The sequence below is a fragment of the Lysinibacillus sp. FSL W7-1291 genome (genome assembly GCF_038593415.1).
Lineage (GTDB): Bacteria > Bacillota > Bacilli > Bacillales_A > Planococcaceae > Lysinibacillus > Lysinibacillus fusiformis_D.
Map to the genome: position 1 here is coordinate 1540471 of NZ_CP151994.1, position 23860 is coordinate 1564330.

Sequence of the window (23860 nt, forward strand, 5' to 3'; positions counted from 1 at the left end):
TGATTGTTTTCACTTTTAATTGGGTATCCTATTTTAGAGTGGATAAGGGCATTTTTATTTTGCGATAAAAGGAGGTTTGTTGAATGTATTTTAATGCAAACGATGTGACATCGTTTCTGGCACAGAAGGATTTCATTGATACCGCTATTGTTCCACTTGTATCCATCGATCTCTCTTCTGAAAAAATGAAACAGAGTGGTGCCGAAGTAGATTTTGTTATGTCTTTAACTTCGTTTATAGAGCAACAGTTCAAAGGCCGTTTATTAGTTATGCCACCATTTTCTTATATGACAAATTTAAAAAACGATGAATTTCCACAGCAATTAGAAGCACAATTACATAATGCTGGATTTAAGCATGTGTTCTTCATTACTTGTGACCACTATTGGACAAAGAGTGAAGAGAAAGTCAATATAGTTTGGTTACCAGCTATTCCGTTAGAGAGCATGGATGCAAGTGTGAAAAAATCTATTTTAGAAGATCAATTACGCCAGGTGATTCCAATGCTTTCGACTAAATGGGCACAGATTTAACAATTAGTTTCAATAAATGTTCACATTCTCCAGCTTTCCACAGAATGCTATATTGACCAAGCTATGGACTTGATATATCATATATATGTCCTAGTATTACTATTTGTAAAAGTATGTCCGTTGGACTGACCTTTAAGTTAGAGGGGGGAAAATAATGAGTAATAATCGAGTTTCACGTCGTCAATTTCTAAGTTATACTCTTACTGGTGTAGGTGGATTTATGGCGGCAGGTATGTTAATGCCGATGCTTCGCTTTGCAATTGATCCAGTGTTACAAAAGCATGATGGTGGAGATTTTGTAGAAACAGAGCATAAAATCGCTGACCTCACTGAAGAGCCTGTCAAAGTTGACTTTTCATTCGAGCAAGTGGATGCATGGTACAAATCGAATGTTACAAACGTAGCGTGGGTTTATAAAAATGGCGATCAAATCATTGCTCTATCACCTGTTTGTAAGCATTTAGGATGTATGGTTGATTGGAGTGGAGATTCTGGACACCCAGATCAATTCTTCTGCCCATGTCACGCAGGTCGTTACGAGAAAAACGGGAAAAACGTTGCAGGTACACCGCCTCTAGGTCCGTTGGATGAATTTGAAGTACAAGAAAAAGATGGCTATTTAATGATTGGTCCAGCAAAAGCAAATACTCTAGTTAAATAAGTAAGGGGGTACGACAACAGTGCTAAATAAAATTTATGATTGGGTCGATGAACGCCTAGATATTACACCGATTTGGCGTGATATTGCCGACCACGAAGTGCCAGAGCACGTTAACCCTGCACATCATTTTTCAGCATTCGTTTATTGCTTTGGTGGATTAACATTCTTCATCACAGTAATTCAAATTCTATCTGGTATGTTCCTAACAATGTACTATGTACCAGACGTTGTGAATGCCTGGAAATCAGTTTATTATTTACAAAACGAAGTAGCATTTGGTGAAATCGTACGCGGTATGCACCACTGGGGAGCTTCATTAGTTATCGTAATGATGTTCTTACATACACTTCGTGTATTCTTCACAGGTTCTTATAAAAAACCTCGTGAGTTAAACTGGATGGTTGGTGTAGGTATTTTTGGTGTAATGATGGGTCTTGGCTTTACAGGATACTTATTACCATGGGATATGAAAGCATTATTCGCTACTAAAGTAGGTATCGAAATTGCTGCATCTGTACCGTTTATCGGTGGGATGATTAAAATATTATTAGCGGGTGACACTACGATTCTTGGTGCTCAAACGTTAACTCGATTCTTTGCGATTCATGTATTCTTCTTACCTGCAGTATTGTTTGGGTTACTTGCAGCGCACTTTATCATGATTCGTCGTCAAGGAATTTCAGGACCGTTGTAATTGTCTTGACGGTTCGATGATCTTTAAAAGGAGGGGACACTATGCATCGCGGAAAAGGAATGAAATTTGTCGGCGATTCTCGTATTAAAGCGAATCACAGAATGCCGAATGTTCCAAAGGATTATTCCGAATATCCAGGTAAGACGGAAGCTTTCTGGCCGAACTTCTTACTGAAGGAATGGATGGTAGGTGCTGTATTTTTAATTGGATACTTATTATTAACTGTCGCTCACCCGTCACCACTTGAAGGGCCGGCAGATCCAACTAGAGCATATACACCGCTACCGGACTGGTACTTCTTATTTATGTATCAACTTTTAAAATACTCATTTGCTTCTGGTCCATACAATGTAATCGGAGCTATTGTAATTCCAGGTCTTGCATTTGGAGCGCTATTATTAATGCCATTTTTAGACAAGGGTCCAGAACGTCGTCCATCTAAACGTCCATTACCAACAGCGTTCATGTTATTAACTTTAGCTGCTATGTTCTACCTAACTTGGGAGTCAGTTGTTAACCACGACTGGGAAGCTCAAAAAGCTATGGGTGCGATTGTAGAAACAGTTGAGTTCGATAAAGAATCAGAAGGTTATAAAGTTTACGCTGGTTCAGCATGTATTACATGTCACGGTGAAGGTTTAGAAGGTGGAGCTGGAGCGCCTACTCTAATGAACACAGGTTTAACTGCTGATCAAATTAAGGACATTGCTCATAACGGTACTGAGAGCGGTAAAATGCCACCAGGATTATGGACAGGTTCAGATGAAGATCTTCAAAAACTTGCTGAATTCATCGAAAGTTTAAAAGCAGAGTAATAGTAAAAGAGTCAGGGAACTGGCTCTTTTTTTCTACCTTGTTATACTATTGGGACTGAGAGCCAAGTTAAAAGGTTCCCTGGTATAAGAATTTTTAGCGAAAAATGTCGAAAAATATTATTTTGTCTGGATTCAGCAAGTATTAGTTGTATCGAAAGTGAAGCATCAGCGGCAAAATTAATGGGACAAATAAGCGCATTAAATCAACAAACTAACACATATTGATGGTGAGGAACAATTGAAATGTAGAGGGATTGCTCTAGGATTTCAGAACAATACATAACGAATGTTTTTTAAGAACGGAAGGAGTTGACTTCATGCAACTAACAAGAGCAAATATTTGGTATCTTCTGACCCATAAATCATTCTTATTAGCACTGCTCATTATTAATCTATTAGGGACAATTTACGGCTATTATTGGTACGGTTGGCAGCTGGCTATTACCAAGCCGATTTTTTATATTTTTGTTCCTGATAGCCCGACAGCTAGCCTATTCTTCTGTTTTGTGCTGATAGCATGGATTATAGGAAAAAGCTGGCCACTAATGGAGGTGCTCGCTCTCGTTACATTGGTGAAGTATGGTCTTTGGGCAGATGTTATGAATATTTGGACATTGATTGAAACTGGTACCATTGGCTGGCAGGGCTGGATGTTAGTTGGATCGCATTTTGCTATGGCAGTCCAAGCTATACTTTATTTGAAGAAGTATGTCTTCACTTATTGGCATGTAGCTATAGCAGCAGTGTGGACATTGCATAATGATGTCATTGACTATGTGTTTGGTCAAATGCCTATGTATCGAGATTTAGCTCAATACACAAGCTATATTGGTTACTTTACGTTTTGGTTATCCATTGCGTGTATTTTTCTTGCGATTTTCTCAATTAGGCAGCGCAAATATTTGCCGAATTAAGGTATAAATTATAGAATTATAGTATTGAGGTAGAAAGGGGTTAGAAAATTGTCAACTAGCATGTATATTGTTTATTTTGCCATTATTATGCTGCTCCCACTTTATGCACAGATGAAGGTAAAGGGGACGTATAAGAAGTTTGCAAAACAACGTACAATGAAGGGGCAGACTGGTGCAGAGGTAGCGCGTGCGATTTTAGATGCGAACGGCTTATATGATGTACGAGTTGTGCCAACGCAAGGTGTGTTGTCTGATCATTATAATCCGGCAACAAAAACAGTTGCTTTATCAGAAAGTAACTTTTATGAAGCGAGTGTTGCAGGTGCTGCGGTTGCTGCCCATGAGGTAGGTCACGCCATCCAACATAAAGAAGCTTATTCTATGCTTACATTACGTAGTAAGCTCGTTCCCGTAGCAAATATTTCGTCTAATATGTCTTGGATTTTTGTAATGATTGGTATTTTTGCAAGTAGTACGAATTTCTTGCTGTTAGGTATCATATTATTAGCAGCAGGTGTTGTTTTCCAATTAGTGACACTGCCAGTGGAATTCGATGCTTCAAAGCGTGCCTTAGTTCAAATGAATTCATTAGGTATTGTTACAAATGAAGAAGAACGTCCGGCACGAAAAGTGTTAAGTGCAGCAGCGCTAACATATGTAGCGGCGGCAGCAGTAGCCGTACTTGAGTTATTACGTTTAGTGTTAATTTTTACAAATATGCGTAGCGACGACTAAGAAAAAACTTGTTATAGTGGTACACCACTATAGCAAGTTTTTTATCTTCGTATGCTTAATGCAGTGGCTGCTTTTGATCGTCTAAGGTGAAGCCTTCCCCAGCCACATCTCGTACTTCTATAATGGAAACAAAGGCGTGCGGGTCGACTTCATGCACAATTGATTTTAATCGTACAACTTCATTGCGGCCAATGACACAATAGATCACTTCTTTAGGCTGTTTGGTAAAATGACCATGACCTTCTAAGATCGTTATCCCTCGCTCCATTCGTAACGCGATCGTTTCAGCAATTGCACCAGACTTTTCAGATATAATAAGAGCACCACGTGCAGCGTAGGCACCTTCTTGGACAAAGTCAATAACACGAGCACCTACAAATACAGCAACTAGTGTATACATCATCGATCGAGCATCTAAGAACGTTAGCCACGAAAGGATAATGACAATGGCATCGAAGACAAACATAGTTTTCCCCATACTCCAGCCAAAATATTTATGACCAAGCCGAGCCAAAATATCGACTCCACCTGTAGTGCCGCCAAAGCGAAAAACAATACCAAGTCCAAGTCCGACGAAGACACCAGCAAAAAGTGCCACAAGTAACATGTCATCCTCTAAATGAATGGTAAATTGGTATTTTTGAAAAATCTTTAGAAAAAGAGAGACAGATAAAGTGCCGACAAGTGTATAGACAAATGATTTCTTTCCAAGCAATCGATAACCTATGATAAACATGGGAATATTTAATAATAGGTTCATTAAGGCGGGGTCCCATCCTAATGTAAAGTACAGTATGAGTGTAATCCCACTTAGCCCACCTTCACCCAGCTGATTTTGGATGTTGAAGTGAACAAAGCCGAAGCTAAAAACGGCGGCTCCGAGCATAATTGCGATAATATTACGAATTTTAATCTGTTTTAGCATTTGACCTCCTGTAGTTCCAAACAAATGAAGTAATGTTATCTATTATCTGACATTTTATTGGTTTTGACAACAATGGTGTAAATTTTATAGGATGGTAAATAGGAGCGTGATGATAATGACAGATCAATTAACAATGCAAGCATTGCAACAGCGTGTTGATGATTATATAGGACAATTTAAAGAAGGCTATTTCCCACCATTTGAGCTACTTGCGCGTTTAACAGAAGAATTAGGTGAACTGTCACGTGAGGTTCAGGATGTATATGGCCAAAAAAAGAAAAAAAGCACAGAGGACACAAATAGCATTGAAGAAGAGCTAGGAGATTTTCTCTTTGTACTAGTATGTTTTGCAAATGCACAAGGTATTAAACTAGATGAAGCACTTTTACGCGTCATACATAAATTTGAAACTAGAGATAAGGATCGTTGGACTAGAAAGGATGAAGAATGATGTCGATTCGTGTAGCCATTGCGGGTGCAAGAGGAAAAATGGGGGCTGAGGCTGTACATACGGTCATGAAACATGACAAAATGGAATTAGTAGCTGTACTAGATTATAAGGAAGTAGGAAAAACATTAGCTGATTTAGACATGTTTCCAGCAAGCTATACGGTACCTATATTTACTGAAATGCATGACCTTGTAGAAGTCACTGCACCAGATGTATTAGTAGATTTAACCAACCCACATGCAGTCTATAAGCATACTAAGGAAGCATTGAATTTAAATGTACGACCTGTAATTGGTACAACAGGATTTACAGATACACAACTAGAAGAATTATCAGCCATGGCCAAAGAAAAAGAGTTGGGTTGCATTATTGCACCAAACTTTGCGATTGGCGCTATCCTAATGATGAAATTTGCAAAAGAAGCGGCCAAATACTTACCAGATGTAGAGGTTATTGAAATGCACCATGATCAAAAGCTCGATGCACCATCTGGGACAGCGTTAAAAACAGCACAGCTAATACAAGAGGCCCGTATGCAAAAGACTCAAGGACACCCAGAGGAACAGGAAACCATTAAAGGTGCAAGAGGTGGAGACTTTGATGGCATGCGCATTCACTCCGTTCGTTTACCTGGTTTAGTGGCACACCAGCAAGTATTATTTGGAGGAGATGGGCAGCTACTGACGATTCGCCATGATTCATTAAACCGAAACTCCTTCATGTCAGGCGTTGCATTTTGCATAGAAGAGGTTATGAAAATGGATCAGCTTGTTTATGGTTTAGAAAACATCATCTAAAGATTGGGATGGAAGCTATATGAAAATCGCATTGATTGCACATGATCGTAAAAAGGACAATTTAGTACAGTTTGCTATTGCTTACAAAGATATTTTACTTGAACATACGCTATATGCTACTGGAACAACGGGACAACGTGTCATTGAAGCTACTGGTTTAGAAGTCACACGTTTTCGTTCGGGGCCGCTTGGTGGCGACCAACAAATTGGTGCTATGATTGCCAATAACGATATGGACATGGTTATTTTTTTCCGTGATCCATTAACAGCACAACCACATGAGCCAGATGTTTCTGCACTTATCCGTCTTTGTGATGTTTACCAAGTGCCACTGGCAACAAATATGGGAACAGCAGAAATATTATTAAAAGGCCTACAAGAGGGCTTTGTGGATTGGAGACTGATACAAGAAAGACGTAACTAATAAAAGACGTGATTTAGAAAGGATGATCATCGAATGAAAAAGCTAAAAATCGGCATTACCTGTTATCCTACAGTTGGTGGCTCTGGTGTCATTGCAACAGAATTAGGCAAAATGCTTGCAGAAAGAGGACATGAAATTCATTTCATCACCTCAAGCGTACCATTTCGATTGAATAAAATTTATCCAACCGTCTTTTTCCATGAAGTCGAAGTTAATAATTATTCAGTGTTTCAATATTCTCCATACGATATTGCATTAGCGAGTAAAATGGCAGACGTCATTAAGGATGAAGAGTTGGATGTGTTGCATGTGCATTATGCCATCCCACATGCGGTATGTGCGGTATTAGCACGTGAAATGAGTGGTCGAGATGTTGGCATCGTCACAACCCTTCATGGCACAGATATATCGGTGCTTGGGCAAGATTCTACGTTGTCACAAGCCATTAAGTATGGAATTGATAAATCTGATATTGTGACAACGGTGTCACATGCATTAAAAGAACAAACCTATGAATTGATTGATACAGTAAAACCAATTGAAACGATTTATAACTTTGTGGATGAGCGTGAGTACTATCCTCGTAATTCAGGAAATTTAAAAGAGCAATTTGGTATTCAAGAAGATGAAAAAGTGCTTATTCATGTGTCAAACTTCCGTAAAATTAAGAATCTTCCGGATATTATAGATGCCTTTATGAAAATTCGGGCTAATATGAAGGCGAAACTCTTATTGGTAGGAGATGGTCCAGAAAAGCATCGTGTCATGGATCAAGTAAAGGAAAGTCTGTATATGAAGGATGTTTTATTTTTAGGGAAACAGGAAAATTTAGCAGAATTATATGCGATTAGCGATATGAAACTACTACTTTCACAGCAGGAATCGTTTGGACTGGTTTTATTAGAAGCAATGGCTTGTGGCGTACCTTGTATTGGGTCAAATGTAGGCGGTATACCAGAAGTTATTGAACATGGTGTAGATGGCTATATTGTGGAATTAGGGGACACAGATGCAGTTGCAGCGTATGCGACCCATTTACTGCAGGATGAAGAGCTATTATTGCGTTTCCGGGAAGCGGCCATCCGTGCAGTAGATAACAAATTCCACTCATCTAAAATTGTTGAACAATATGAAAAAATGTATGAGAAGGTTGCGGAAAGAAATCATGCAAAACAATAAAGAATGGCAGGCAGCCTATTCAGTCATTGAACAACTAGAACAGGCTGGCTATGAGGCAGTTATTGTGGGTGGCGCTGTAAGGGATACTTTACTTAATCGCCCAGCTCATGATGTAGATGTTGCTACAAATGCCTTGCCTGAAGAAGTGAAATCGGTATTTCCACGAACTGTAGATATTGGGATTCAGCATGGGACGGTACTTGTTATCGTACCCGCTGGACCTGTTGAAGTGACTACCTATCGGACAGACGGGGAATACACGGATCACCGTCGTCCAGAAAAAGTACAATTTGTACGTTCACTGCAAGAAGATTTACAACGTCGAGACTTTACGATGAATGCCATTGCAATGCGTCTTGATGGCTCTTATGTGGATTATTACGGTGGTTACCAAGATATTGAAAAGCATATGATTCGAGCAGTAGGAGATGCACAACAACGTTTTTCAGAAGACGCTTTACGCATGCTGCGAGCGGTACGCTTTTCAGCACAGCTTGATTTTGCCATAGCAGCAGATACAATGTCTGCGATTCAAACTAGAGCATCTGATATTGCTTTTATCGCAAGGGAACGGATCAAAGCAGAGCTCGATAAGCTATGGGTAGGACAAGCAGTTTTTGGTGGTATTCAAAAATTAGAGGAAAGTGGTTTGGCTGCCTATTTACCAGGTGACTTTCAGGCTGAGTATTGGCGTGGCTTTCATACAGAGGACAAGCTCTTGGGCTGGGCTTATTTTGCCTTACTGCAAGGGACAGATTGGCGAGAGATAGTGAGAGATTACCGCCTATCTAATAAAGAAATGGCGTTTGTCAAATCGGTTTTGAGCGCATATGAAGCGTTAAAAGAGGGATGGACAAATACCCATTATTTTATGTACACAGCACAAGAGTTAGAGGCTGCCCAATATTTTGCACGGCTTCGCCAATTGGACGCAGCGCTACCACAGCTGTCTATTCGAGAATTACAGGCAATGCTGCCCATTCAGCAAAAGCAAGATTTAGTGGTGAATGGGGCGGATTTATTAAAATGGTCTGGAAAAAAGGGTGGACCATGGCTAAAAGATGCATTGGAGGACATGTTGAGCGCTATTATTCATCATGAACTCCAAAATGATCGACAACAGATTAAAAACTGGCTAGAGCAGCACTATTTCTAGGAAAGCGGGGCTGACTTATGGCTAACACAATATACAACAAGCAGCCGTCTCAGAAACATGGGACGGCTTTTATCTTTGGTGGTCATTTAGACTGATTTACAGTATGATAAAGACAAAATAGGTTACATAAAAAATAGCATAGTTGACTAAAGGATTGATGTGAAGATGACAATTTCCATGAAAGACGAAATTTTAAAAAGAATACTGGCTGCTGATGGTGAAGCAGTTTCAGGTCAGGAATTAGCAGATTCTTTGGGTGTCTCTCGGACGGCTGTCTGGAAGCATATGCAGACATTGCAGGAGGAAGGGTATACATTTGAAACCATCAAGAAAAAGGGGTATGTATTGACGGGTGTACCTAATAGCTTGAATCCAACCCAAATTGAGCTCTTTTTAAAGACAGCGCATTTTGGACGTGAAATCCATTATTATGATGTGGTAGATTCTACACAAACGATTGCGCATAAGCTAGCTCAAGAAGGAGCCCCACACGGTACGATCATTATTGGTGAGGAACAAACAGCGGGGCGTGGCCGTATGGCGCGTCCTTGGGAATCTGCACATGGTACTGGGATTTGGATGACCATTATTGTACGACCTGATGTTACCCCCCAACAGGCATCCTCCTATACACTTGTGGTGGCAGTAGCAGTTACAATGGCTATCAAAACATTATATAAGCATGTAGAACCAGCGATTAAATGGCCCAACGATTTATTAATTAATGGAAAAAAATGTACAGGTATTTTAACGGAGATGCAGGCAGAGGCTGATCTTGTGCAAGCTTTACTTGTTGGGATTGGCATAAATGCGAACCAAGCAGCAGCTGATTTTTCACCTGATATAGCAGATATAGCTACTTCATTACGATTAGAGGCTGGAGAAGAAATCAACCGCGCAGCCCTTGTGGCATCTATCTTGCACTATTTAGAACAATTTACAGAGTTATATGTGAAAGAGGGCTTCGCGAGTATCAAAACGCTATGGCAGCAATTATCCTGTACAATTGGTCAACGTATAGAGGTGAAGACATTACGTGAACGTTTTGAAGGGATTGCTAGTGGAATTACAGATGATGGTGTTCTACAGCTTACTCAGGACAATGGGATAATCCGAACGATTTATGCAGGGGATATCAAAATATTATAGAAAAGAAGCTGCAAGGAATTTTTCTTGCAGCTTCTTGAATTCAACTTTACTTCAGTGATACATCTAAATCACCATGTGATAAGGAAACATGCAGTTGATGGTCACCATTAGTTACTTGCGTCACCTTGCCACTTTGTTCTTCACCATCCATCGTAATATCACCGAAACTAGTTTTTAAGTCATAGCCTAAATCACTTTGTTTGTTTTGTAAGTGAAGTGTCATATCGCCAAAGCTAGAAGAAATGGTGGATTGACCATTTAATGTACCATCTATAGTGATGTCACCATGCTCACTTTCAATGCTAATGCCGTTACTAGCATATTGTTGGAGCGTCAAATCACCAAAGGACTGTGTAATCTCTGTTTTGTCACCAGTCGTGTTAGTGAAGGTAATATCTCCGTAATCTTGCATGAGTTGAAGCTCCTCATAATGTAATCCACGAACAGCTGTATCACCAAAATCACTGTCTATTACAACTGACTCTACTTTTGTATCTTTCGGGACATAGAGCTTGATAGAGGGAGAAGAAAAGTTATTAAAGCCAAATTGAAAACCATCCCTTTTCTTCGCCTTTGTTTCAATCGTTAAAACACCATTGTCTATATGATAGGTTACGTCTTGCTGCTCAAAGACCTGTGTCTCTAATCTATAGTCGTTATCTCTCGCAATAATTTCAATATCTCCATAGTCATTCACTATATTAATACTTGTAAACGTATCTAACTCATGTGATTGACTCACTAGATTTGTATGGCTTGGGACGTGAAGACCGTCGGCATCTTTGAAAATAAGCCAGCGACCGCCCGAAAAATAACCAACCAATGCAAGTAAAATACCTAATGCAATCATTGTCATGGCGATAAGGGTATTTTTAGATGTCATTTAGAAGCCCCCTTTCCGTTTTTTCGTTATTTTGTGGAATAGTCTTCCTAATGCTTCAACAGAAACAAGAACCGTTTTCTTAATAAAACGTGTGACAAAAGGAAAGAGTAGGACACCTAAGCCCGTTACAACCAATCCCGCACCCATAAAGAGCAGTGCAGTAGGCCAATGCTCTGTTAAAATCAAGAAGCCTGAAATAAGGGCTACGATGCCACCAGCAAAAATACTAATGACTGTCGCGATAATAGCCAGGATCAAGCTGACGATGACTGCACCGAATGAAAAAATAAGTGCAATAGCTGTTGCCAGTAATGGCAGTGAAAGTGGCGCAGACAATATGGCTAGAATAATGAGCCAAATGGCTGACATATTCTTTTTCGTTGATTTGGCTGAGGAGGTTTCCAAATCCTTTAGTGCGAAATCAGCTAATATTTGTGAGGCGACATGAGAAGGGGAGCCAAGTTGCGACATGACCTGTTGCTCATTTTCCTCTCCAGCTTCCGCAAAGTATTCTTCATAATAAGTAAGTGCAGCATCTAACTCATGCGCAGGAAGCCGACGTAATTTTCCTCGTAGCTGTTTCAAATAGCTTGCTCTATCCATCTAAATTCCCTCCTAAAAGTACACAATCAACCTTTTCCTTATACACTTGCCATTCTTTTAATAGCTCTAATAATCGTATACGTCCTTGCTCTGTAATTTGATAATAGCGTCTATTTCTACCTTGATAGGGCTGATCGTATGTTGTTAAGTAATGTGCTTTTTGTAAGCGGCGTAATACTGGGTACAGTGTAGACTCCGAAATCTCCATGACCGATTGTACTTGCTGTGTTAAAGAATAGCCATAGGCGTCCTCTTTATCGACGATAGCCAATACACAAGCATCAAGTAAAGCTGAACCAAGCTGAAATGTCATCTCTCCACCTCACATATAGTACCTATACTTCATTTTATATTATATGACGTATAGTATGTGGATAGTATATGACGTATAGCATTAATTGTCAATTCTAATAAAAGATAAATTTTACCAATGTCGTTAAACGATGATATTGTAAAAAAATAATATTTGAAGATTAGTAGGAGAATCTGTTATAGTATGAGCTGAAGGGCAGTATCCATTGTGAACGGCACCTTCAAAAGCGCAAGATCCCATATTAACCAATATCTGCCTTGATCTTTTTAGACAGGGACGGAAGAAAACGATACGTTCAAATAGCTTTCTTTTTGTAAGCTATTGCCTCTTGATGAGGTTTTTCCAATGAACGAAACACTACCCTTCTGTCCTTTTTCGGCACAGAGGGGTTTTTCTGTTTTCTTCCCTTAACAAAGGAGGACTACAACATGAAAACGGCGACAGATTTTTTAAAGATGAAAGCAGCAGGCGAAAAAATCGTAATGGTGACGGCCTATGATTATCCGGCTGCTACATTCGCTGAAGACGCTGGTGTCGATATGATACTGGTCGGTGATTCACTTGGAATGGTCGTGCTTGGCTATGATTCTACAATGCCAGTGACTGTAGCGGATATGATTCATCATGCTAAAGCGGTTCGACGTGGAGCAAAGGATACGTTTATGGTCGTGGATATGCCATTCGGTTCTTATCATGGCGATGTCAATGAAACATTAACAACAGCCATTGCGATGATGCAACAAACTGGGGCTGATGCCTTAAAGGTAGAGGGAGCGGGTGAGGTTATTGCTGTCATTCGTAAATTAACATCAGCTGGTATTCCTGTTGTTGCTCATTTAGGTTTATTGCCACAGTCAGCAGGGGTGCTAGGCGGTTATAAAGTACAAGGAAAAACGGCTGAACAGGCTGCCACGTTAATTGAAGAAGCAAAACAATGCGAAGAAGCGGGTGCTTGTGCAGTCGTATTAGAATGTATCCCTCACCAGCTGACTGAGGTTGTCTCCGCTAGTTTAATGATTCCGACCATTGGCATTGGTGCAGGAGTAGAAGCTGATGGACAAGTGCTGGTGTATCATGACATGTTAAGCTACGGCTCACATCATGTGCCGAAGTTTGTTCAACAATTTGCCGATATGGGCAAAGAAGCAAGCGCTGGCATGGTTCGCTATGTTGAAGCTGTGAAAGCAGGTACTTTCCCTGCACCAAAGCATTTCTTTACGATGAAAGAAGAAGCATTAGATAAGTTATATGGGGGCGTCCAAGCATGAGAGTCGTAACTACCATACAAGCATTAGCTGAAGAAATAAACGCAGCCAAGCAGGCTCATCAAACCATTGGACTTGTTCCGACGATGGGCTATTTACATGAAGGTCATTTAACATTGGCACAAACAGCTCGTGCTGAAAATGATGTAGTCGTTATGAGTATATTCGTCAACCCAACACAATTTGGACCAAATGAAGATTTTGAAAGCTATCCTCGTGATTTACCTAGAGATACTGCATTGGCACAGTCTGTTGGTGTTGATATTATGTTTGCACCAAGTGTGGAAGAAATGTATCCCCACGATGGTGGCATCCGTATACAGGCTGGTGAGCAAGCAACCATTCTTTGTGGTGCGAGTCGTCCAGGCCACTTTGATGGCGTGTTACAGATTGTCTCGAAATTATTTCACTTAGCACAACCAACTCGGGCTTATTTTGGACAAAAGGATGCACAGCAAGTTGCCATTATTGCAACGATGGTACGTGATTTTAATTTCCCATTAGAAATACGTGTTGTCCCAATTGTCCGTGAGGAAGACGGTTTAGCGAAATCTTCTCGCAATGTCTATTTAAGTGAGACAGAGCGACAGGAGGCCCCAGCCATCTATGAAGCATTACAATTGGCACGTGATAGCTTTCTAGCGAATGGTGATGCTGTGCGTGCACTGGCTAAAGCAAAAGCTCATATTCATGCACGAACGCATGGTCAGATTGACTATATCCAAATATTAGCTTACCCAGATTTAACACCCGTGACTGCTACGACACAGCAAGCTCTGTTGGCAGCAGCTGTCTATATAGGTAAAACACGCTTAATCGATAATTGTATCTTTACTGTGAAAGAAGGACTGTAAATATGTTACGTATGATGATGAATAGTAAAATCCACCGTGCAACAGTGACACAGGCGGATTTAAATTACGTCGGCTCCATAACAATTGATGAAGATATTTTAGATGCAGTAGGTATGCTAGCAAATGAAAAAGTACATGTCGTGAATAATAATAATGGTGCTCGTTTTGAAACATATATCATTGCTGGTGAACGAGGTTCAGGCGTAATTTGTGTGAATGGTGCAGCAGCGCGACTTGTGCAACGTGGTGATATTGTGATCATTATTTCCTATGTCTATGTGGATAATCATGAAGCCAAAGAGCATAAACCAACAGTGGCCATTATGGGAGAGGGCAATACTATTAAAGAAATGATTGCACATGAGCCAGAAGCAACAGTGATGTAGTGAAGTGAGTAGCATTCATTAAGATGGACGCAGCAATTTATAATTTGATATTAGATAGGAGGATGGCAAAGTATAGCCGATCCTCCTTTTTTCTGTATTCGTATCCATTACAAAAGTTTTGGAAAAATTTTTCTTTTCTTATTATTAAACTAGTTTTAAGATTATAATTTTGTAAAAAAATTCGAATGTTCTAGTATTTTGTGTCATATTTATGTAGAATTTAGTTGTTAGTACATCATTTTACTAGTGGAGGTATCATTTGTAATGGAAAATAAACGTAACAAATTTTTAACAGCAACTGCCGCAGCGTTAGCTGTAACAGCGGTAGCAGTAGCACCAGTATCGGCAGCAAGTCCTTTTTCAGATGTAAAAGAAAGTCATGCAGACTTTGATGGCATCGCTACTCTTTATGCAGCGGGGATTATTAGCGGATACCCAGATGGTACATTTAAACCTGATACAAATGTCACACGTGGACAGGCTGCTAAAATGATTGCAGGTGCCTTAAAGCTGGATACGAAAGATGTTGAGAATCCTAACTTTACGGATATTGGTGCATCCAATCCATATTATGGTTCCATTGCAGCGCTTGTAGAGCTAAAAGTTATTTCAGGCTATGGGGACAAAACATTCCGTCCAAACCAAACAATTACACATGGTGATTTAGCAAAAATCTTGTCGTCTATTCCAACATTACCAGAGCTAGAAAGTGTAAAAAACCATGCGGCTAGCGAAAATGTTACACGTGGACAGCTAGCAACTGTGATTGCAGAAGCCCTAACAAAATCAACGCCAGAAGATGGATTTACTTTATCAATTTTACATGTAAATGATACACACGCTCGTGCAAATGAACTACCTAAATTAGCAACAGCTGTAAAGGAGCAACGTGCAGCAAAGGAGAATGTTCTAACATTACATGCTGGTGATGCATTTAGCGGTACACTATACTTTAACGAATTCCATGGACAAGCAGACTTAGCATTATTAAATGAAATCGGCTTTGACGCCATGGTATTTGGTAACCACGAATTTGATTTAGGTTCATCACCTGAAGGCCATCAAGCACTAGTAGACTTTATTAAAGGTGCTAAATTCCCATTTGTGGATGCCAATACAGATTTCTCAGCAGATGACAAATTCACTGGTTTATTTACAGATTTAATTTCAAGTGAGCCTGAAAACGGTAAAATTTATTCAGGTATCGTGAAAGAAATCAATGGAGAAAAAGTAGGTATTTTCGGCTTAACGACAGAAGAAACGAAAGATATTGCTTCTCCAAACAAAGTGAAATTTACAAACTATATCGAGGAAGCGGAAAAAGCAGTGGCTGCCTTTGAAGGAATGGGCGTCAACAAAATTATCGCTTTAACACATATCGGTTATAACGATAACCCTAATGTGGATAATGATATTTTACTAGCACAAAACGTACCAGGCATTGATGTCATTGTTGGTGGTCATGATCATACAAAATTAGAGGAACCATTTGTAGTTGACACAAACACGGTTGGCGAAGCAAAAGATGCTACATTAATTGTACAAGCAAATGAGTATGTAAAATATTTAGGTACACTCGATGTAACATTTGATGGAGATGGTGTTGTCACAAAGTATAAAGGTGAATTAATTGACCTTGGTAAAGTAGCGGAAGATAAGAAATTAGTGAAGCTGCTTGCACCGTATAAAGCAAAAGTAGATGAAGTGAACAACAAAGAAATTGGTGTAACACTGAAAGAAGCATTAGCCAACCCTCGTTCAAGTGAAACTAGTTTTGAAAGTGTGCGTAGCAATGAAACAGCTCTAGGTAATATTATTACTGATGGTATGTTAGCAAAAGCACAAAAATTTACAGATAAAACAGTTGTAATGGCATTGCAAAACGGAGGAGGTATCCGAGAAGCAATTCCAGCAGGTAATATTACTGTTGGTCAGGTTATTACAGTCTTACCATTTGGTAATACATTAGCATTAATGGACGCAACTGGTGCTGAGCTAAAAGCTGCGTTTGAAGTATCATTGAAAAATGTACCGAATGAAAATGGTGGCTTCCTGCACATCGCTGGGGCAAAATTACAATATGATTCATCGAAAGAAGCAGGCTCACGTGTTGTATCTGTGGAGTACTTCGACAAAGCGACAGGTAAGTACGTTCCGTTGCAGGATGATAAACGGTATACAGTAGCAACGAATGCATACACGGCTAAAGGTGGAGATGGCTTTGATATGTTTGCGAAAGCATATGAAGAAGGTCGTGTTACAGATTTAGGCTTGTCTGACTGGGAAAACCTTCAAGAGCAATTACTATCCCTAAAAGAAGTGAAAACAACAACAGAAGGTCGTATTGTTGACCTAGCTAAAAAACAATAAACTTCTGATTGATTAGGTAAACAGGTAATCGTATTTTCTTTTACGCAACCTTAGGGGCTTCCTCTAAGGTTGCGTTTTTTGTATGGATGAAGTGGCTCACCGAAGGAGGAGAAAGGATGCCGTAAAGACAAATCTATGATAAAATTCAACTTATCTAATGTGAACTGTGAGTTGAGATGTATGATGGAAAGTCAAAAATATGCAATTGTAGATTTGGAGACAACTGGTCATTCACCAGCAAATGGAGACCGGATGATTCAAATCGCGATTGTTATTATGAAAGATTGGGAAATTGAGCGTACCTATACGAAGTTCATTAATCCAGGAAAAACCATTCCATCTTTCATTCAAGATTTAACGCATATCACGGATGAAGATGTTAAGGATGCCTTACCATTTGAGGCACATGCGGATTACATATATGAACTCTTAACTGATTGTGTGTTTGTCGCACATAATGCAGATTTTGACTTATCCTTTTTACAAGCAGAATTTAAACGTGCCGGACTATTGAAGTGGCAGGGTAAAAAAATGGATACGGTGGAGCTAGCTAAAATTTTGTTTCCGATGTCCCTCAGCTTTAAGCTAGGGGATTTAGCAGCAGATTTAAATATCGAGCTAGCCAATGCACATCGAGCAGACGACGATGCTCTTGCTACGGCAGAGCTATTCAAATATTGCTGGAAGGAGCTGTTAAATCTCCCACAGCTAACGCTAGAGCAGATGCACAAGCGTTCATTTCGCATGAAATCAAATATTGCTCAGCTTTTTTTCGAGGCATTACAAATTAAACGTCAGCATCTGACAGGTCATGAAAATGTGCATTATTACCGCAATTTTGCCATTTGTAATGGTCGTAATCAGCATGAGAATGAATCACAAACGATGGACTATCCGCAAACGGTGGATGAAAAAAAGGCATTCATGGCAAAGGCACTCCCAAATTTTGAGGTAAGACCTGCACAATTTGAGATGATGGACACGATTTGGCAGGCATTACATGAACAAAAAGAGTGTGTGATTGAAGCTTCTACAGGTATTGGCAAAACCGCTGGCTATTTACTTCCTGCGATTTTGTATGCACGAGCTGTCCATAAAAAGATAGCCATTAGCACCTATACTTCTCATCTACAGGAACAGCTTGTAGAGGAAGAGCTACCTAAGATTGAAAAAATTCTTGGGACAAAAGTGAATTTATGTGTGCTAAAGGGAATGCAACATTACATTGATCTGGAACGCTTTGAGCAATGTATGGCCCATGCTGATGAATCCTATGATGATACATTTACTATTTTACAAATACTTGTTTGGCTGACAAAAACAGAGACAGGTGTGTTAAGTGAGCTCAATGTTTCTGGTGGCGGCCAACTGTTTTTAGAGAAAATCCGCAAAATACCGAGTGACAAGCCTTCAAAGGGCTTTGATTTCTATGAACGAGCGTTAAAGAATAGCACTGTTGCGGACTGTATTGTGACGAATCATGCCATGGTATTGAGCGATTTAGTGCGTCAAACACCGCTCTTTACACAAATTGATGGCTGGATTATGGATGAGGCACATCAATTTATTCAGGCAGCAATGCAGCAAGATGAGGTTGTCTTCTCCTATACACAATGGAAGTATATTTTCGGCCAAATCGGCACGATGGAGGACAGTGCTTTATTTCAACAGTTTTGCCAGGCAGCAAAGAAAAAACAGCGAGTAGCTATGCAAAATTTACAGCGACTGGATGCACAATTTATCCGTCTACAACGAACATTTGATGAAACAATTCAGCAAGCGATTCAAAAAATGCAACAGCAAGTTAAAGGGAAGCAAACTGGTAGTAAATGTACCTTGTTTTTAGAGGATGTTTCATTGGCGAAAGAGCCATTTGCACTAGTCAGTAAACTGACACAGCAATGGTTGGATCTAGCTAGTGGAATTACGCAGGCTTTCGAAAATAATATCGAGCAATTAGATAAAAATGACCTTTTTGTATTGTCTGAATGGCAGTATTGGATTCGAGAAGTGAAAATAAAAATTGCAGAATGGGAAGATATTTTTCTCTCCCCGCAGGACGGCAATTCTGTTTGGTTAGAATTTGATGTACGAAGTGTTCCAGGCAGTCTCCATGTCTTTAAAAAGCCCGTCAATGTCACACCAATTATTGAACAAGTGTTAGCACCTCTACGTCAGCAAGCAAGTATTGTTTGGACATCAGGTACATTAACGGTACCTGGCAATGAACGTTTTATTACACGTCAGCTAGGCATCTCAAATGAAGTCAAAGTTATGAAACTACAAGCACCACCAGCCTATTATGCGGGCGCTAAGGCATTTATTGTAACTGATATGCCAGATATTCAGCATGTCAGCCAAGAAGAATACATTGAGGCTGTTGCCCATGCTATTACACGGACAGTTCGTATGACAGAGGGGCGTTGCTTTGTGCTCTTTACGGCACAGGATATGCTACGAAAAACGGTCGAGCTTATTCAAGATAGTGAGCTTTTAGATGACTATATGCTTTTTGCACAAGGTGTGACAGGCGGTAGCCGTATGCGCATTTTAAAATCATTCCAAAAATTTAGCCATGCCGTGCTTTTTGGCACAAATAGCTTTTGGGAGGGTGTGGATGTGCCAGGGGATGCCCTTGCCTCTGTCATTGTCGTACGCCTACCATTTTCTTCACCAGAAGAGCCCGTCTTTAAAGCGAGAGCAAAGCATCTAACAGCTCAAGGCCGTAATTCCTTTACAGAGCTTTCCTTACCAGAGGCCATTATGCGCTTTAAGCAAGGCTTTGGTCGATTAATTCGTTCTTCACAAGATAAAGGTGCGTTCATTGTACTAGATCGTCGTATTACTAGTAAGTCCTATGGAAAAGAGTTTATTAAGGCATTACCGCCCATCGACGTAAGGAAATTACAGCTACCCGAATTGTTAAAAGAACTAAATCATTGGCAAAAATAACAGTAACCCCTTTTAGCATAAGCTAGAAGGGGTTTTACTATTGTATTGAGGGGTTTGATAATATTATTTTGCTATCATAATCACTGTTGCTTATTTTTATTTTACACATAAAAAAAGGTTGGCGTTTCGAACAATCTCAGTAATATAGTTCATGACGATTTCCGTTGCTTGTTGAACATCTTAGCCATTATTGGGTTTATTACAGTGGTCATTTGGCAACGTGTAACGAAAGAAAAACGACAAGAGATTGCCTTCCAGCGTAAGCATGCAAAGGAACAGGTGCTTACTTAATGTAGTTTGATTTGAAATAACATGAAAAGACGTCAGGACAAAGCGATTGTTTTGGACGTCTTTTTTGTATGCTCCTATTGCGTCCAACAAGACCATAATAGCAAGATTGAGGACGAAATAAGTGGAGAATTCCTGATAATATGAGGTCAATCAAACAGTATGGAGGCTTTCGCTATGTCAAAAATTCAGGAATTCAATGATTTACATTGTGCACAAGAGCTGTTGTTTTTAGGAAATGCTTGGGATGTATTATCGGCATTAGCATTAGAAAAAGCAGGTTTTCAGGCGATTGGCACAACTAGCTGGGGTATAGCGAATTCATTAGGCTATGCTGACGGTGAATGGATAGACTTTCAACACCATCTAAATATTATTCAAGCTATTGCAGAGCAGGTGAACATCCCCGTATCTGCGGATATTGAAGCGGGGTATGGTCATGATGAACAAAGTATTATCGACAATGTGTTAAGAACAGCAGATGTTGGAGTAGCAGGAATTAACATCGAGGATTCCTTTAAAAAGCAAACTGGATTAAGAAATATAACAAAACACTGTCACCTGCTAACAAATATGAGGGCAAGGCTAGATAATCATGGCTATAAAGATTTCTTTATTAATGCAAGAACAGATACGTATTTGCTGCTAAAGCATCCGTTCGAGGAAACCATGATGAGAGCACAAGCTTATAGCGAGAGCGGAGCAAGTGGGGTCTTTATCCCAGGCTTAATAGATATCAATGAAATAAGTGCTATCACAAGCAATGTAGATGCACCCATCAATCTTCTTTCTTTACCAGGATTAACAAATTGCCAACTATTAAAAGAATTAGGGGTAAGGCGTTTGAGCTTTGGCAATGCACTTTCAGATAAAATCATTGCCTATTTATCACAGCATGCTGCACAATTAGTAAAAGACCAAGATACTTCTTCTTTATATGTGTAATCTATGAAATCGAGGTGGTTCATTCGTGGACAATCCAATCAATTTATCCTTTGAGGAAAAGTGGGAAAAAATCATAGCATGTGATCAAACCTATGATGGGCTATTTTATACGGCAGTTAAAACCACTAAAATATATTGCCGTCCTTCCTGTAAATCAAGAAAACCGAAAAAGGTGAATGTTGAATTTTATGAAGATATTCAAGAAGTAGAAGCAGCCGGGTATCGTGCATGTAAACGTTGTCAGCCTGAAATCGAACATTCACCACATACCCAATTGATTAAAAATATTACAGCATTTATCATCAACGAGTATAAACAAAAGCTGACATTACAGGATATGGCGGCGCATGTCGGCATCAGTCCATTTCATCTTGAACGATTATTTAAACAAGAAACAGAAGAGACTCCCAGAACATATCTAGAAAAAATAAGAATTGATAAAGCTGCCCACTTATTAAAGCATACAGATGCTACAAATTTAGAAATTTGCTATGAAGTAGGATTTCAAAGTCCATCCAATTTTTATAAAGTTTTTCGACGGTTGAAAAATTGTTCACCTACACAATATCGACACCTTTCATAGAAAGGAGACCTATTATGAATTGGATAAATGCCGATTGTTATGTAGTCATCGAACCACCAAAAGAATTCAATTATATGGAATGTTTGCTGTTCTTAAAGCGCTCCAATCAAGAAAATTTGCATCATATAAAAAAGGACACACTCTTCAAATTATTAAAGATAAATGAACGGCTTATTTTATGTACCGTCACCGAGCAAGACAATAAAATAAAAGTATCCTTTCTGATGAATCAGCCAGCTGTCCATGAACGAGCAATCATCGTACAATATATAATAGAGTGGTTTGATTTAAACAGGAACTTGCAGGACTATTACCAGATGGCTGAACAGGATCCCATCTTATGTTCACTTACGAAAAAATATAGTGGATTACGTTTAATCGGAATTCCTGATTTATTTGAAGCACTGGTGTGGGCTATTATTGGACAACAAATCAATTTAACATTCGCTTATACGTTAAAAAAACGATTTGTAGAACATTTTGGAGAGCATGTTCACTTTAAGGGACAAAGCTACTGGCTCTTTCCGACACCAGAAAAAATAGCAACCCTTCAGGTAGAGGACTTGAGAAGCCTTCAATTTACATTGAGGAAATCAGAGTACATTATTGATATTGCGAAAAGTATAGCAAATGGCCAATTGACAAAAGATTTATTGCGTCAAAAAGACAGCTACGAGGATATGAAAAAAAGTTTAATGGCTATTCGAGGCATTGGTGCATGGACAGCCGACTATGTGTTGATGAAATGTTTACAAGAGCCATCCGCTTTCCCCATTGCGGATGTTGGATTGCATAATGCAATAAAAACACAATTAGCATTAGAGCGAAAACCAACGCTTGAGGAAATTCATCACTATGCGAAACATTGGCAAGGCTGGCAAGCTTATGCCACCTTTTATTTATGGAGGTCACTAATATGAAACGGTATAAATTAGATTACAAATCGCCCATTGGAATTATTGAAATCGAAGGTAGTGAAACAGCTATTGATGGGATTAATTTTGCAGAGCGAGGGGAGATTGTCAATGTCCCTCAACAAGATACTCCTCAAGTGCTACTAACATGTGCTAAGCAATTGCATGAGTATTTTATTGGTGAACGTCATGCATTTTCATTTCCCTACACCTTTAAAGGTACTGATTTTCAGCAAGCAGTTTGGCATGCCTTACCTAGTATAGGCTATGGTGAAACAGCTTCTTATAAAGATATTGCAATGGCCATTAATAATGAAAAAGCTGTAAGAGCTGTCGGTAGTGCCAATGGCAAAAATAACATAAGCATTGTTGTTCCTTGCCATCGAATTATTGGCTCCAATGGAACGTTGACAGGGTATGGTGGCGGGATGTGGCGCAAAGAATGGTTACTTCAGCATGAGCAAACCTATAAAAATCCATCCAAGTAATGTTCGTTCATCGTCGTACCTTTCTTTGGGATAATAGCATCACTGCAATTCCATGCTGTATAAAAAAGTAGTTATTGCAAAAAATAAGACCGTCAAAATGGCGGTTTTAATGACTAGTCTTTGTCATTTTATCGCTTCTTATGACATCTCCCTGCTGAAAATTTAGCTTGGAGTAAAGACGATAAAGGAGGTGTACGCATGAGCGTGCTTTATAGAATTGCCTTAGTATTAGTCATTATAGGTGCAATCAACTGGGGACTCATTGGATTCTTTAGATTTGATTTAGTTGCTTATTTGTTTGGTGGACAAACTGCGGTCTTATCTCGATGGATATATGCCCTTGTTGGACTTGCAGGTCTAATCACCATACCAATTCTTGTGAAACGATTTGAAGACGAGGATGATGTAGATACATTCACTCGTATGGACAGAAATCCTAGCTATGGCATGGAGGCTGGGGAGGAAGCGGATTTCACTGGAGTAACAAAGACAGAAGTGAAAAAAGTGGAGAAAAAAGAGAACGACTAATCAATCTGCAAAAACTGGTGACCAATTTGGTTCGTCAGTTTTTTTATATAGAGCA

27 protein-coding genes are annotated in these 23860 nt (G+C 39.5%); 23 read left to right on the top strand and 4 right to left on the bottom strand.

Annotated elements, in window-relative coordinates; translation table 11 throughout:
• The first annotated feature begins 83 nt into the window (after window positions 1-83).
• From NST76_RS07350 to NST76_RS07375, 6 genes are all read left to right on the top strand, one after another.
• Window positions 84-533 carry a YpiF family protein gene (locus NST76_RS07350; protein ID WP_036123190.1) on the top strand — a complete coding sequence of 150 codons (450 nt, stop codon included), beginning with the start codon at window positions 84-86 and terminating at the stop codon, window positions 531-533.
• 154 nt (window positions 534-687) lie between these two features.
• Entirely contained in the window at window positions 688-1194 is a 507-nt protein-coding gene (locus tag NST76_RS07355) for a ubiquinol-cytochrome c reductase iron-sulfur subunit (protein ID WP_036123187.1), read from the top strand.
• 19 nt (window positions 1195-1213) lie between these two features.
• Window positions 1214-1888 (top strand): cytochrome b6, encoded by a 675-nt coding sequence (locus NST76_RS07360; RefSeq protein ID WP_036123184.1) that lies wholly within the window; start codon window positions 1214-1216, stop codon window positions 1886-1888.
• A gap of 41 nt (window positions 1889-1929) precedes the next feature.
• A complete protein-coding gene (locus NST76_RS07365; RefSeq protein ID WP_036123182.1) occupies window positions 1930-2703 on the top strand; it encodes a menaquinol-cytochrome c reductase cytochrome b/c subunit in 774 nt (257 codons plus the stop codon).
• Between the two features lie 317 nt (window positions 2704-3020).
• Entirely contained in the window at window positions 3021-3617 is a 597-nt protein-coding gene (locus NST76_RS07370; protein WP_249646082.1) for a DUF1405 domain-containing protein, read from the top strand.
• A 60-nt stretch (window positions 3618-3677) separates the two neighbouring features.
• Complete coding sequence (locus NST76_RS07375; protein WP_058844265.1) at window positions 3678-4352, top strand: zinc metallopeptidase; 675 nt, start codon at window positions 3678-3680, stop codon at window positions 4350-4352.
• A 55-nt stretch (window positions 4353-4407) separates the two neighbouring features.
• On the opposite strand, the gene NST76_RS07380 is transcribed toward NST76_RS07375, so the two are convergent.
• Complete coding sequence (locus NST76_RS07380; protein WP_004232676.1) at window positions 4408-5277, bottom strand: YitT family protein; 870 nt, start codon at window positions 5275-5277, stop codon at window positions 4408-4410.
• Between the two features lie 115 nt (window positions 5278-5392).
• On the opposite strand from NST76_RS07380, the gene NST76_RS07385 reads away from it, so the two are divergent.
• The 6 genes from NST76_RS07385 to NST76_RS07410 all read left to right on the top strand — a co-directional run bounded on the left by NST76_RS07385 (window position 5393) and on the right by NST76_RS07410 (window position 10433).
• Entirely contained in the window at window positions 5393-5728 is a 336-nt protein-coding gene (locus NST76_RS07385; RefSeq protein WP_036124534.1) for a nucleotide pyrophosphohydrolase, read from the top strand.
• On the top strand, window positions 5728-6525 hold the full coding sequence (gene dapB / locus NST76_RS07390; RefSeq protein ID WP_036124532.1) for a 4-hydroxy-tetrahydrodipicolinate reductase: 798 nt from the start codon (window positions 5728-5730) through the stop codon (window positions 6523-6525). The genes NST76_RS07385 and dapB overlap by 1 nt, the downstream gene beginning before the upstream one ends.
• Window positions 6526-6544: 19 nt before the next feature.
• Window positions 6545-6949 carry a methylglyoxal synthase gene (gene mgsA / locus NST76_RS07395; RefSeq protein ID WP_036124530.1) on the top strand — a complete coding sequence of 135 codons (405 nt, stop codon included), beginning with the start codon at window positions 6545-6547 and terminating at the stop codon, window positions 6947-6949.
• A gap of 33 nt (window positions 6950-6982) precedes the next feature.
• Window positions 6983-8128, top strand: coding sequence for an N-acetyl-alpha-D-glucosaminyl L-malate synthase BshA (gene bshA, locus NST76_RS07400; RefSeq protein ID WP_101966333.1), 1146 nt, complete (start codon window positions 6983-6985; stop codon window positions 8126-8128).
• Window positions 8115-9284, top strand: coding sequence for a CCA tRNA nucleotidyltransferase (locus NST76_RS07405; RefSeq protein WP_036124526.1), 1170 nt, complete (start codon window positions 8115-8117; stop codon window positions 9282-9284). Before bshA ends, NST76_RS07405 begins: the two co-directional genes overlap by 14 nt.
• Window positions 9285-9449: 165 nt before the next feature.
• The gene (locus NST76_RS07410) at window positions 9450-10433 is read left to right on the top strand and encodes a biotin--[acetyl-CoA-carboxylase] ligase (protein WP_036124524.1); all 984 of its coding nucleotides are present in this window, start codon (window positions 9450-9452) and stop codon (window positions 10431-10433) included.
• Window positions 10434-10479: 46 nt separating this feature from the next.
• Here the strand turns inward: NST76_RS07410 and NST76_RS07415 are convergent, their stop codons facing one another.
• From NST76_RS07415 to NST76_RS07425, 3 genes are read right to left on the bottom strand one after another with little or no spacing between them, the layout of a single operon-like run.
• Entirely contained in the window at window positions 10480-11316 is an 837-nt protein-coding gene (locus tag NST76_RS07415) for a DUF4097 family beta strand repeat-containing protein (protein ID WP_271912790.1), read from the bottom strand.
• A complete protein-coding gene (locus NST76_RS07420) occupies window positions 11317-11919 on the bottom strand; it encodes a DUF1700 domain-containing protein (protein ID WP_036124520.1) in 603 nt (200 codons plus the stop codon).
• Entirely contained in the window at window positions 11912-12232 is a 321-nt protein-coding gene (locus NST76_RS07425) for a PadR family transcriptional regulator (protein ID WP_036124518.1), read from the bottom strand. Before NST76_RS07425 ends, NST76_RS07420 begins: the two co-directional genes overlap by 8 nt.
• Window positions 12233-12660: 428 nt before the next feature.
• Between NST76_RS07425 and panB the strand changes: the two genes are divergently transcribed.
• From panB to NST76_RS07480, 11 genes are all read left to right on the top strand, one after another.
• Complete coding sequence (gene panB, locus NST76_RS07430; RefSeq protein ID WP_101966332.1) at window positions 12661-13500, top strand: 3-methyl-2-oxobutanoate hydroxymethyltransferase; 840 nt, start codon at window positions 12661-12663, stop codon at window positions 13498-13500.
• Window positions 13497-14351: a pantoate--beta-alanine ligase gene (gene panC / locus NST76_RS07435; protein WP_036124514.1), complete on the top strand. Its 855-nt coding sequence runs from the start codon at window positions 13497-13499 to the stop codon at window positions 14349-14351. Before panB ends, panC begins: the two co-directional genes overlap by 4 nt.
• 2 nt (window positions 14352-14353) lie before the next feature.
• The gene (gene panD / locus NST76_RS07440) at window positions 14354-14737 is read left to right on the top strand and encodes an aspartate 1-decarboxylase (protein WP_036124512.1); all 384 of its coding nucleotides are present in this window, start codon (window positions 14354-14356) and stop codon (window positions 14735-14737) included.
• A 264-nt stretch (window positions 14738-15001) separates the two neighbouring features.
• Window positions 15002-17107, top strand: coding sequence for a 5'-nucleotidase C-terminal domain-containing protein (locus NST76_RS07445; protein WP_271912795.1), 2106 nt, complete (start codon window positions 15002-15004; stop codon window positions 17105-17107).
• A gap of 180 nt (window positions 17108-17287) precedes the next feature.
• Window positions 17288-20059: an ATP-dependent DNA helicase DinG gene (gene dinG / locus NST76_RS07450; RefSeq protein WP_271912797.1), complete on the top strand. Its 2772-nt coding sequence runs from the start codon at window positions 17288-17290 to the stop codon at window positions 20057-20059.
• A gap of 168 nt (window positions 20060-20227) precedes the next feature.
• Window positions 20228-20350 carry a hypothetical protein gene (locus NST76_RS07455; RefSeq protein WP_271912799.1) on the top strand — a complete coding sequence of 41 codons (123 nt, stop codon included), beginning with the start codon at window positions 20228-20230 and terminating at the stop codon, window positions 20348-20350.
• 174 nt (window positions 20351-20524) lie between these two features.
• Window positions 20525-21292, top strand: a complete 768-nt coding sequence (locus NST76_RS07460; RefSeq protein ID WP_342544879.1) for an isocitrate lyase/phosphoenolpyruvate mutase family protein — start codon at window positions 20525-20527, stop codon at window positions 21290-21292.
• A 25-nt stretch (window positions 21293-21317) separates the two neighbouring features.
• Window positions 21318-21875 carry a bifunctional transcriptional activator/DNA repair enzyme AdaA gene (locus tag NST76_RS07465; RefSeq protein ID WP_036125187.1) on the top strand — a complete coding sequence of 186 codons (558 nt, stop codon included), beginning with the start codon at window positions 21318-21320 and terminating at the stop codon, window positions 21873-21875.
• Between the two features lie 14 nt (window positions 21876-21889).
• A complete protein-coding gene (locus NST76_RS07470; protein ID WP_342544881.1) occupies window positions 21890-22795 on the top strand; it encodes a DNA-3-methyladenine glycosylase 2 in 906 nt (301 codons plus the stop codon).
• Complete coding sequence (locus NST76_RS07475; RefSeq protein WP_058844636.1) at window positions 22792-23277, top strand: methylated-DNA--[protein]-cysteine S-methyltransferase; 486 nt, start codon at window positions 22792-22794, stop codon at window positions 23275-23277. The genes NST76_RS07470 and NST76_RS07475 overlap by 4 nt, the downstream gene beginning before the upstream one ends.
• A gap of 198 nt (window positions 23278-23475) precedes the next feature.
• Window positions 23476-23805 (top strand): DUF378 domain-containing protein, encoded by a 330-nt coding sequence (locus NST76_RS07480; RefSeq protein WP_058844635.1) that lies wholly within the window; start codon window positions 23476-23478, stop codon window positions 23803-23805.
• Window positions 23806-23860 lie beyond the last annotated feature (55 nt).